Here is a 12,481-nt window from a genome sequence, read left to right on the forward strand (position 1 = left end):
CTTTGTGATAACCAGTTCTTCGCGGAAAGTTTTAGCGAGTACCGATTGGGAAATTTTATACCCTCAACTCGTTTATAACCACCCATTCTCCGGGCGATCTTTGATATTTCCAGCATTTCCAACCATTTCTTGGCTTATGGGCAACTGCAACGGCAGCTTTAGATGGGGAATTATAAAGCCTGCCTTTATATCGTATTTTTCCGCTTCGAATAACATTTGCCCGGTATGTAGTTCCCTTATATACATATTTAATATTGAATGTTTTATTTGTATATTCCTTAAGAATTGGATATCGACCTTTCGCTTTTTTTCTCACTTGCTTAATTCTGATTTTATTCCCGTAGATCAATTGGTCTTCTATGTTCCTGTTGTATTGCCATACTTGCCGCCCGAATTGCTTCTTTAGATCTTCCGCCCTATAGAATTTTGTTTTTTGCCTATTCCCTTTAGGGTCAGCAATGCGCAGCACTAAAGCTTCGAGTTCTTTAATGTGTTCATCCTTGAGAGTAATATAGACACTGAACCTGTCCCATGCATTAGCATGTCTATCTTTCCTGTGTTGGTTCAGCCTCGTGATCAGATTATTTGATGCAATACCGACATAAGAAAGTTTATTCTTTCTATATAGCGCATATACGCCATGCCTTCCTTTAATAAATCTTCTGATTGTATCCTGAAAACTTTCCAGCGCGTCACGAGATATGTCTTCAAGATACTGGCAAACAAGTTGCTTAGACATATAGCCTCCTTATTTTACAAACTCATTATTTTCTTCTACTATTCATTATTCACTCAACCTCTTATAAACTTTTTTAAGCATGTAGTCTTTCACAACCGATGCGAACGCTTTATCATCCATTATTTTATTAAAGATATCCTGATTCTGATCCATGCGCTCGACCAATTTATCACCGAACATATCATCAAAACCATACTTAAAATTGTCTATGGTGTTGTTTTTTGCCTGAACTCCAAGCTTTTCATCAAGGACCATCTCTTCCTCTATCTGGTCAAAGAAGAGTTTATCCGCTTCAGTAAAATCAGTCCCGAAACGGTCATTTAGAAGTTTTATTATTTCAGATAAATGCGCGTATTCTTCTTTATCCTCTTTCGTGCCTGCTTCGGACATCGGCTTTATCGCCGCCCCTGAATCTTTTTGCAGTTCGATCTTCCCTTCGGTGATTTTTTGCAGGCGGTAATATTCAAGCGCGACCTCATCATCAAGGTGGTATCGCGACCCGTTTTCTCTTGGAGGCAGTTTTTTAAGCAAATATCTTGAATAGGTATAATACTTCTCAAGATCGATATCCTGAAATGGGATTATTTGCGATAAAAACGCGTACAACCTGATAAAAACCCCAAGGGTGTTTTCGAAATCATCTTTTTGCCCTTCATCTTCGATTGCTTCAAATCTGGCTACTGCAATATCTACAAGAGCGTTTAACTGCGCATGTTCGTTCTTTGTGTGTAATTTCTTATTTTTATAGAATACAGAACAAAAAGCATCAACATCCGGCTTGAGAACGACCTGAAACGAATCGATCTTTGTTTTAAGATCATATAGCTTGTTCGGGTCGGTCGTTTCGGTCAATTGTGTCTGCTCATAGTACGGTTGGAAAGCCGCCAAAATGTCATCTCTTTTATTTACAAAATCAAGAACAAATGTATCCTCTTTACCAGGGCATGTCCTGTTAAGCCGGCTTAATGTCTGGACCGCTTTTACGCCATCAAGCCGTTTATCAACATACATAGTATGTAAAAGCGGTTGATCATAGCCGGTCTGATATTTCTCAGCGACAAGCAGTATCTGATATTCAGCACCCGCAAATTTGTTAGGCAATTCCTTTTCTCCGAATCCGTTCATCCTAGCCTCTGTATATTCGGGGGGTATACCATCAAGCAAAACCTTTCCGGAAAATGCGACAAGCGCTTTGATATCTTTATAACCCTTCTCCGCAAGATACCTGTCAAATTCATGTTTGTAACGCACGACATGTTCGCGCGAGGCAGTAACCACCATTGCTTTTGCCTTGCCGCCTATCTTTTTCATGGTTACCTGTCTGAAATGCTCGATAATCACTTCCGTTTTCTGAGCCAGGTTATAAGGATGCAGGGTTAAGAACCTTGCAATTGCTATAGCAGCTTTCTTTTTATTAACATTCGGGTCTTCTTCAATTTTTTTTGAAAGCTGAAAAAACAACTGATATGTCGTATAGTTTTCAAGCACATCAAGAATAAAGCCTTCCTCAATGGCTTGCCTCATCGAGTAAAGATGAAATGGCAGCGGTTTGCCATCAATCCCTTTTTGTCCAAATACTTCCATTGTTTTTGCTTTCGGTGTCGCAGTAAACGCAAAGAAACTTAAATTCTTCTGCGGACCTCTTTTTTGCATCAGATCTCGAATCTCATCTTCCGTATCTTCTTCTGCCGTATCATCGCTTACCGGCTCTTTATCGTCGACGGAACCAAGAACATGCTTCATCTTTGTTGCTGATTCACCGCCTTGTGAACTATGCGCCTCATCAACTATCACGGCATAATTGCGCTTTGGAAGATCTTTAACTTTATCCAGAACAAAAGGAAACTTTTGCAACGTGGTAATGATAATATTTGTTCCACCAGTCAATGCTTTTGCTAATTGAGTCGAATCCTTGTCTATCTTTTCCACTACTCCGGTTTTGTGCTCAAATTGGTAGATTGTATCCTGTAATTGTTTATCAAGCACAACACGGTCCGTAATAACTATTACTGAATTAAATATACGTTTATCGTCTTGATTATGTAAGCCGGAAAGCCTATACGCCAGCCAGGCAATAGAGTTGCTCTTTCCACTTCCGGCACTATGTTGGATAAGGTAATTTTTGCCGGCGCCATTTTGAAGCGCGTCCGCGGACAATTTCCGAACTGAATCAAGCTGATGATAACGTGGAAAGATCATATTCTCTTTTTTTATTTTTCTGCCTTCAAAAGCAATTTCGAGCAGCTCAAGATGGATAAATCTTCCCAATATATCAATCCAACTGTCTTTAATCAAGATTTCTTCCCATAAATAAGAGGACTTGTGGCCTTTAGGATTTGGAGGATTTCCTGCACCCATGTTATGACCTTTATTGAAAGGCAAATACTTTGTTTTACTGCCTTGAATACGAGTGGTCATATAAACCTCATCGGTATCAACTGCAAAGTGTACAAGCGCGCGTTTCTTAAATTGGAACAGAAGATCTCTGTCATCCCTGTCGTACTTATATTGTCGTTTGGCATCATCAACATTCTGACCGGTAAAAGGGTTCTTTAGCTCAATTGTCGCGACAGGAAGCCCATTTACAGACAAAACCATGTCAATTGATCGCTCATCTCTTGTGCTGAAATGGACCTGACGGGTCACTGTAAGGATATTTTTGTCGTATAGTTTCTGTGTTTCAGGGTTCAGTCCGCTAACCGGCCTGAAATATGCGAGTTTAAACTTTTTTCCGTAATCCGTAATGCCATTACGCAGGCAATCAAGCATTCCACGTGTATCAAGCTCCTGATTAAGGCGATATAACAACTTCTTTTCTATATCTGTCCCATGAATCTTTGTTAAGCTATCCCATTCGTCTTTTTGAGTACTTTTGATAAAACCGAACAAGACTTTTGTATCAAGGGCAAGTTCACGGTTAAAGTCGTCCTTATTCCCTTGAACATATCCACCCTTATGTTCATCAAGCAGACTTTGCTCAATTTCCTCTTCAAATTTCTTTTCGTTAATAATATTCATATTGCAAATCTATCATATAATAGGTTATACTGTATGCAGGCTTTACCAAGTAGAGCCGTCGGCATTTCTTAAGAGTTGTTGGCCCGAAACTAACAGCTCTTTTCAATTTATAAGCTCCTTCAACTTATCATCTGTTATCGGCACGCATTTTCGTTTTTGTTTCTCATACATCTTGGTATGGTCTCTGCCAAAATCAAAAAAACTTCCAATCTGCATCTTGCCGGTTCCCGGACGAACTCGCAAATACATTACACAGTCAAGATCAACACAAAAGACGGCGATTGAACCCGAGTCAGGTTCATGCATTACCTCAATATCAACCTCTTCATTTAAAATAGGTTTAATGAAGTTCATCTTTTTTGCTCTTCTTTTGCTAAATCTCCCTTTCTTGCTTAGTTCACTTAGAGGCTCAAAAAATATATGGTCAAATGATTTATCATCAAATAAAATAGGTATTCCGCGTAAAGACAATGTTTCGCCATTAACAAAGTTTGTCATATATTCTTGCCTATAATCATCTTCCGAATCATGGATAACGACTTCAACGCTTTTTCGCATTTTCACTTCTCCAGATAAACATATTGAATTTTTCCTCGCTTAGAGGAGTGCTTATTACAAGTTTTGATCTGCCTAGTTTTTCCCTTAAATACTTAACGATGCCGTACTTAATTGTATTCCTGGGATGATCATTTGCCGCATAGCCAACCATCCCCGTAAAATAATCCGCAACTTGCAATAATATGTTTTCATGAGAATTATACGCCTGCAAATGCGCAATACTGCATTGCTTTCTATGCAAAAGGATATAGCTTTCCAGATATGAATGCAGCGCTCGCGCGCGGTTCTTGTCCCTCGTCGGCTTCTTATCTAAAAATATATAGTATTGCTTACAATCCAGTAATTTTTGCCGGAGCATTAAATTGTAAAACTTGAAAAACGCCAGTTCTTTGTCTTCGTTATGAAATTGCGCATAATCCAAACCTTTTTTGTTTACGATAATGCAGCGAAAACCGATTCTTTCATCGGAAACAAAGTAATCAATCAACGACTTATACAATTCAAGGTAGCGATCACTCGTTTTTGACCACTTTAATTCGTATGAGAAATTATTACTGGCAAATATTCCTTTGATCTTACTGACAATCTCTATCTTTTGATCCCGTGGTATTATCAATGCGCCTATGACCATTTTTTGAGAATCCGTGTTTTCAACACGGGATTCATCACAGTAAATATTATATTTTGGCAATAAAATATCGACCATTTCTCTTTACGTCTCCACCTTCTCAGTTGCTTTAGTAGATTTTGTATATTTATGCTTACAATTAAAGAGATTATTTATCAATTCCAAAACGGACCATTCCCTCAACAATTCCTCCCTTTTTGACAAGAATTTCTCTTTTATTCTGCTAATGACTTCCGGCCTAATGAATGAAATCTCTCCCATTATCCGGTAAATTTCTAATGGCCCTTTAATTCCGCCCTTTTCATTGCATTCAGTAATCAAGCGAATATAATGCTCATAAAACAAGTTGAATATATCGATGTCGTCAAGATCAACATAAGAGTAATTGTCGTTCAATATTTCCAGCATTTTAGTGTTATTATATTTCACCAATTTCAAATACTCATTAGAGATATCAATTGTTTTGTCAACCTCACCATCTGCGCACTCTTTTCCCAAAAACACTTTATCCCCAGCATCTAGAGTGTTCTTGCTTAGTTCAATCGCCTTTTCACTAAGCGAGATATGCCAGCGCATCGGTCCATAGAGTTTTTTAATCTGCTCTTCCAAAAATCGTTTGCTTTCTTTATATTCATTTTGTTTCCAAACACAAATCTGAGTAATAATAGCTGACGTAATGCCACCCCCCAAAAAACTCACAATAAGAGTTGTAGCATCCATTTCTTTTACCCCCTCACATCAATCTTTCCCGTAACCACTTCAGAAATCAAAGCCGTCCGGAATTCTTTTAACAGGTCTATGGATTTCTGCTCTCTGACAATTTGCAAGTCGATTTGTTCGGTTTTTTGATCAAGAAAGATGGCAATGTCTTTCTGTTCTTTCAATGAGGGAATAGGTATTAATGCGTTACTAAGTGCATAGTTGCTTAAGCCATACCGTGTAACGCCAGAAGCTTCGATCTTAAACTGATAGTTAATACAATTTGCATATAACAAATAGAAAAGGAATTTTCCGTTCATTAAGTTCGAAAAAGGACGAATCAGGGCTAGATGATATCCACAAATCAAATTTGGAAGCTCCGATGCCACATAAGCCGGAATAGCAATATCCATCCAGTCTTCTGAATCTTTAGTCACAAGAACATCACCGATTCTCAATTGAAAGTTTTGTATTTCTTCCGATGTAGCAGATGCTTCCATAAAATCTAATTCTGGCGATATTATGTCATTGTAATATACGTTAACATAATTGCAGAGACGAACCAATACTTCGCCTTCCTCAGTTTTTTTATTTACGCTGCTGAACTTAACCGAAGCATTATACTTTATCTTTTTTATCACCCAAGGCCTCGACACCTTCCCTAACCACTCAACCCCAGAATCTTTCACTCCCACATGTGGATCAATGCCTTTTGTCACCGCCTTATTAATGATCGCTGACCGTTCTTCCTTGAGAAGTTCAATCATGTGCTCTTTTTTGGCGATTAAACCGTCAATCTGGACAGTTTTAAAGTCAAGGAATTTGCCGATCTGCTCTTGTTCTTCATCAGAGCATTTTGGAATGAAGAAGGAACGAAACTTGCTTGTATCGACAGAAGGCACAGCTCCCGGGTTACAACACCATTCCATTCGAATCAAACACATGAGGTAATAATAATATTTCAAACCCGCGGATCCATTGTCTGGAATAATTGCCATCATATTATTATCAACAAGACAATCACAATCACTAATTTTACGATGGTTTTTCTTGAGAGCTTCTCCTATTTTAGCCAAGAGAATAGAATTGCGCGGAACAATATTCCATTTATTTATTCTAACATCGGACATATCGACATAATTATTTGCGCTATCAATATAGATCCCTGACGTGTTTATGTCGCTACATTTATAGAAAGGCAATTCACCCTCCTGTCTCCCCTGAAGTTCATCAGGAAAGCCGTTGCCTGAAACGACATCAAATACAAAACGAGTACGAATAGTGTCCCAATGGTTTGGAATTTCACCAATATATTCTGTTTTTGAATCTTTATAAGCAGAATACCGTTTCATATATTAAGAACCTCTCCTAACAGCCCTTCTGTTTCTTTTTCAAGATCAATAATATCTTTACGGATTTCTTCAAGATTGCGTAGCGGCTTGTATTTATAAAACTCTTTCGTGAAATTGATCTCATATCCGATTTTATCTTTGCTCCTATCCATCCATGCGTCCGGCACATGAGGCAGCACCTCACGCTTGAAATATTCGTCGATATCATCCTTCAACGGCACGTTTTCACAATCTCTTAAGTCAGAATCCGGCTCCGGCTTCCCGTCCTTGTCTAAACACACATCAGCAGTTTCGTCACGATCCGACAATGCTTCAATGATCGCATTTGCAATAGGAGCTTTCAGTTCTAACCCTGCCTTATCTAATGTGGAATCAATTAATTTTTCAAATTTATCCCTATTTTTATATATCTTTGTGCCATCGATCTTTGATAAAACATCCTTTATCTGTTGTTGCAACTTTTTCGTTTCCTCAATCTCCGCAATACCTTCCTTGCCCTTTTTCTTTGATTTAGCAAGGCTAATAAAAGCGGTTTCTTGCTCTAATCGATCAATTCGTTCCTTTGCTGCCTGAAAGTTCAGCCGCAATGACCGCTCGACAGTTACGCGGGTATATCCAAAATATTCGTTAGAAAATATCTTGCAGAATTCGCCTGTCTTGAATCCACCGTATATCTTTGTAATTTGTGATATTTGCTCATCACCGATCTCATTACGTTTATTGCCAAGACTTTTTGTCATTTTCTGAAAGAAACTTGTTGCATTAACAAATTGGATCTTGCCTTTGCGTTCCTTGTCTTTTCGGTTTGTGACTATCCAGATATAGGTCGATATCCCGGTGTTATAAAAAAGCTGGTTCGGCATAGCAACTACAGCTTCAAGCATGTCATTTTCAATGATCCATCTGCGAATTTCACTTTCTCCACTTCCCGCGCCACCTGTAAACATTGGGGAACCGTTGAATATAATGGCTATACGCGACCCGCCATTCTCCGGCTTCATTTTTGATATCATGTGCTGAAGAAACAAGAATGATCCATCGTTAATTCTAGGAAGTCCGGCTCCAAAGCGGCCGCTCATGCCAAGTGTTTCATATTCCCACTCTATCTGTTCCTGTATTTTTTTCCATTCCACACCAAAAGGCGGATTTGATAACATATAATCAAAATGATCCTGCTTGAAGCCATCCTCTGTGAATGAATTGCCGAATGCTACGTGATCTGTGTTTTGTCCTTTTATGAGCATATCAGAATTGCATATCGCATATGATTCGGGGTTCAATTCTTGTCCAAAGACACGCAAATCAGCATCAGGATTAAGCTCCCTTAAATATTCTTCAGCTACCGATAACATTCCTCCAGTCCCGCATGCAGGATCATAGAGAGTCTTAACGATGCCTTTCGTAGTTAGTATCTTCTTGTCATTTAAGAACAGCAGATTCACCATGAGCCGTATTACTTCGCGCGGTGTAAAATGTTCTCCGGCCGTTTCATTGGACAGGTCAGCAAATTTTCTAATGAGCTCTTCGAAGATATAGCCCATCTCAATGTTTTGGACTTTACCGGGATGCAGATCAACCGAAGCAAATTGAATGACTATTTGATACAGCAGATTGGCCTTATCGAGTCGTGTTATTTGGGAATCAAATTCAAAGTGTTCGAGGATTTCCCTGGCGTTTTTTGAAAAGCCGTTAATATAATTACGCAAATTAGCTGCGATATCATATTGATCCGCTGTCAATCTCTGAAAGTCGTATTTACTTTTATTGTAAAATGACAGGTTCGCCTTTTTCTTGAGCACTTTTTCCGCAGCTTCTGGCGATAGCTTTCGGCTTCTAATTTCGGGAAGGAATGACAGAACTCTTTGTTTTGTTGGCTCAAGGACACAATCAAGTCGACGTAAAACTGTTAAAGGGAGAATTACTTTTCCGTACTCGGACTGCTTATAATCTCCACGCAAAAGATCAGCTATGCTCCAAATAAAATTGGCTTGGTCTTTGAAATTAGAGATCATAAGTATAATCGTATTTTAGCACCCTAAGCGGGGTTAATCAAAAGAGGAATAATTAAGATCTCACCCAAAATCCACCACCTCAAACGCATTCGTCCCCTCCACCCCCACTTTCAAGATTTTGATATCTTTCCCAATTCTCGGCACCCTCTTCCACTTCCCGAAAAACTCCTTTGAATTATCAAACCCGCGCAACATTCTCTCCGCGAATTGGCCCGTCCTATCTATTACCGCAGGAGCGCTTTTTATATCAAACGGCTTGATATCCGCGAGTCCGGGATTCAAAATACGCAAAGAAATATTCTTCTTCTTGAATATCTCGTCATTCAAAGACGCCTTCAACTGCGGATAAGAGCTGACAAGATCAACATACCGGAGAAATACATCGGCAATGTTCTTATTGCTGTAATCTATATCGCCATCCGCAAGACACCCGAGATCTACGGCAAGGATTCTCTTTACACCAGGTATTTTTGCGGCGGCAGTAATGGGACAGTTCTCCACCATCCCTCCATCGCATAGCGCGTGAACCTTATTGTTAATTAGCAGTTTCTTTGGTTTAAAGATCATCGGAAGCGAGATAGCCGCTTCAAGCGCGTCTATAAGCTTCATTTTGCCTCTTGGACCAAAAACGATCTGTCTTCCTGTATTGATATCGGATGCCGTTATATAGACTGGTTTCTTAAGATCGTCAAAGGTCGCATCTTCAATGCCGGCATGGCGCGCCATATCCCGCGCCAGTATTTCTGCCGTGAATATCCCACCCTTTGAAAAAACATCCACCGCAAGCATTTGCGGCCAGATATATTTTTTCACGAAACTTTTATACAGTTCAATTGCTTCGTCCGCATCTTTACAGAAAGCAAGAAGCACCGCCGCGACAGCTCCCACCGATGTGCCAACATAAATGTCCGGCTCAAAGCCTTTTTCAATAAAGACTTTTGCTATAGCAAGATGCGCGGCTCCCTTTGAGAAGCCGCCGGAAAAGACGAAAGCTAATTTACCACTTCCTTGTTGCATTATAGATTCCCACCGCAACGGCAGTAGCTGTCAGCACTTTATACCAGTTATCCTCCCACCAATCAGGTGATTTGCCGATCGGGACTTCGTAAACCCCGCCATGTTCGATTGAGATGGGCGAACGGCCGTTCGCCCCTACAGGATTATCTGCATACGCGCGGGCTTCGTCTATCGACTTTGCTGTCTTAACATCCCAATCCTTCTTTTTATAATCACGCTGAATTATATAAATGGGCTTCGGCGTCAGGTTAATGACAAGATTAGGATCTTTGATATACGCGCTGTATTGTTCGGTTAAGAATTCATGCAGACTGCGGAGAGTTTTGCCCTGGACCACGACAAACCCAAGAAGAGGAAGACATATCTGGCCGTCGGGAGTTATGGTTGCCTTTGCGGCAAGTTCGGAGTGATTCAATATTTGGATATCGAGAGTGTCATAAGGACCGATCACATACTCCGCGGCAAAACCCATAGGACACATGGTTAGCAGGAAGCTCCCAATCAAAATCATCGATATTATTCTTTTCATTTTTACTCCCTCCTTATTGCCGAATTAGTACATTTCCGGAAAAATTCAATGTTCGTGCTTTCATCTTTAGATTAGCTTCTTCGATCTTCACATTAGTTTCGGCAAGCTGGCTCCGTAGTTCTTCAAGCTTTGCGCCGCGCTTTTCAGCGGTGTCCTGATCCGATAATGCTTTTCTGCCAAGTTCCGTCAGATCGCTGTTTGATTGAAGCTCTGCAATCTGATTGTTTAAAGTCCTTGCTTTGGCGCGCAGACCTGCAAGCTCGGCTGTGTCTTTTTTCATCTGAATATCGTATTTTTCAGTCAGGCCGATCTTTTCAATCTCGGATTTACTTGCATAATTGAGAATGAGGCTTGAGCCCTTCTGATCGATAGTTTTATAAGTGCTCACCTGTTTTGGAATCGTTACGTCAATTCCTTCGGGAAGATTGATTGTTCCCGATATAAGAGCTTTGTCAGGTATCTGCTCCAAAAGCTCATTCCGGGATTTATCTATAAATTCACGCTGTTCGATCTTAATAGGGATATTTGTCTTTCTTATTTTTACCTTCGAGGCGGTAATGTCGGCGGAGTGTTCTTCGTTTAATGTGTACACAACACTATTGAAGAGGATTACAAGCTTTTTATGGTCTGTATCAAGTATCTCGGCTGTACCCTGGACGTTTTCCTTCGTGCTTTCAAAATAGCCTTTAAAGTCGATATAAGCATGGGTTTTCATCGATTTGAATTCTTCTATGGCGGAGCTTGGAGTCGCTATGAGCCAGTGTACGGAGCTTGAAACGCCGTATTTTGAGACAGGAAAGGCCAGGAACATCAAAAACACCATAACGGTAAAGATTATTATTTCCACTTTTGAGCCGGAAGGCGGGCGATACCGAGGATCTCTGGGGATAACATCCCTGCCGGGGTCGGGCCAGAACATTTGGGCACCACGACGGTTGAACATATCTAATATAAGATGGGAGAAATAACTGATAGAGAAAGAGGCGATCCAGCGCCAGGGAAGAATATCCAATTTCCAATGTCCAATGACCAATGAAGGAATAATTATTAAAACTGCAAAAATGATAGTTGCAATAATCCAGCCGATGAGGGAGTGAGTTATTGTACGATGGCCAAAAGCGCGCTCGAGGCGGCTTGAGACGGGATAGAGTATTTTGCCAATGACAGACCTTGGATGATCGATATCGGGGATGATTGAACCGAGAATGGCAAATAGAATGATCGTCCAATGAAGGCCCCACTGAACGCCGAAGAATGCCAGGATGACGAGCGTTAAAAATATTCCAAATACGCTATGTGTTGGTGCTAACATACTTCACCTAGTCCTTAAGAATCTGATTCCGCCGACAAGAGCCGCCATGCCTAGGACAGCAAGAATATAGCCCTCGGGACTCTGCGCACCGAGATTGATGAAACGGGAGCTTGTCGCGATGCTCCAGAGCACAATAATGACCGGAGTCCAGTCTCTGTATTTGATCCCGGCTTCGTGATAGACCTCGCGCGCATCTTCCTTCTTTACGACGGAAAGATGGCTGACCTGGCCGACCATCTCGACTATTGCCAGAGGCAGGCCGTTTGAAATTGATAGTATTCTCGTTTCAAGAAGCTCATAGTCCGCAATCGTGAGGCCGCTTGTTAGGTGTTTTATCAATTCTTTCGAGGCTTCGCGGTCAAGCGGCAGAAGATCAATGCGCCTGAATTTCCACCAGAGCTCTTTTAGGCGGCTCGGAGTTTCTTCCGTGGCGGCTAAGATAGTGAAGCTGTCGAAGAGCATTAAAAGGATCTCTATATCAGAAGCTTTTACACTATCGAGGTTGTCAATTATTAAAAGGTCTTTTTTATCCCGGCCCTTGAGCGTGTTTGATAACAACTCAACGATCTCCTTCGCGCTTGAGCGGGATTTTGAGGGCAGGCGCTGGGCCCAGTCGG

11 protein-coding genes are annotated in these 12,481 nt (G+C 40.7%); all 11 read right to left on the reverse strand.

Features of this window, described 5'->3' with window-relative positions:
* Positions 1-55 precede the first annotated feature (55 nt).
* Complete coding sequence (locus tag WC490_04410; protein MFA5097850.1) at positions 56-739, reverse strand: hypothetical protein; 684 nt, start codon at positions 737-739, stop codon at positions 56-58.
* A gap of 45 nt (positions 740-784) precedes the next feature.
* Positions 785-3,757, reverse strand: a complete 2,973-nt coding sequence (locus WC490_04415; protein ID MFA5097851.1) for a type I restriction endonuclease — start codon at positions 3,755-3,757, stop codon at positions 785-787.
* Positions 3,758-3,859: 102 nt separating this feature from the next.
* Positions 3,860-4,315, reverse strand: a complete 456-nt coding sequence (locus WC490_04420; protein ID MFA5097852.1) for a hypothetical protein — start codon at positions 4,313-4,315, stop codon at positions 3,860-3,862.
* Positions 4,299-5,021: a DUF3800 domain-containing protein gene (locus tag WC490_04425; GenBank protein MFA5097853.1), complete on the reverse strand. Its 723-nt coding sequence runs from the start codon at positions 5,019-5,021 to the stop codon at positions 4,299-4,301. Before WC490_04425 ends, WC490_04420 begins: the two co-directional genes overlap by 17 nt.
* A 6-nt stretch (positions 5,022-5,027) precedes the next feature.
* Positions 5,028-5,663, reverse strand: coding sequence for a hypothetical protein (locus tag WC490_04430; protein MFA5097854.1), 636 nt, complete (start codon positions 5,661-5,663; stop codon positions 5,028-5,030).
* Positions 5,664-5,668: 5 nt separating this feature from the next.
* Positions 5,669-6,994, reverse strand: a complete 1,326-nt coding sequence (locus WC490_04435) for a restriction endonuclease subunit S (protein MFA5097855.1) — start codon at positions 6,992-6,994, stop codon at positions 5,669-5,671.
* Positions 6,991-9,006 carry a class I SAM-dependent DNA methyltransferase gene (locus WC490_04440; GenBank protein ID MFA5097856.1) on the reverse strand — a complete coding sequence of 672 codons (2,016 nt, stop codon included), beginning with the start codon at positions 9,004-9,006 and terminating at the stop codon, positions 6,991-6,993. The genes WC490_04435 and WC490_04440 overlap by 4 nt, the downstream gene beginning before the upstream one ends.
* A gap of 60 nt (positions 9,007-9,066) precedes the next feature.
* Positions 9,067-10,023 (reverse strand): patatin-like phospholipase family protein, encoded by a 957-nt coding sequence (locus WC490_04445; GenBank protein MFA5097857.1) that lies wholly within the window; start codon positions 10,021-10,023, stop codon positions 9,067-9,069.
* Positions 10,004-10,552, reverse strand: coding sequence for a polysaccharide biosynthesis/export family protein (locus tag WC490_04450; protein ID MFA5097858.1), 549 nt, complete (start codon positions 10,550-10,552; stop codon positions 10,004-10,006). Before WC490_04450 ends, WC490_04445 begins: the two co-directional genes overlap by 20 nt.
* A gap of 13 nt (positions 10,553-10,565) precedes the next feature.
* On the reverse strand, positions 10,566-11,864 hold the full coding sequence (locus tag WC490_04455) for a metal-dependent hydrolase (GenBank protein ID MFA5097859.1): 1,299 nt from the start codon (positions 11,862-11,864) through the stop codon (positions 10,566-10,568).
* Between the two features lie 3 nt (positions 11,865-11,867).
* Positions 11,868-12,481: hypothetical protein (locus tag WC490_04460; protein ID MFA5097860.1), on the reverse strand; the 614-nt coding region annotated here is incomplete at its 5' end.

Source organism: Candidatus Margulisiibacteriota bacterium (assembly GCA_041650635.1).
Lineage (GTDB): Bacteria > Margulisbacteria > WOR-1 > JAKLHX01 > JBAZKV01 > JBAZKV01.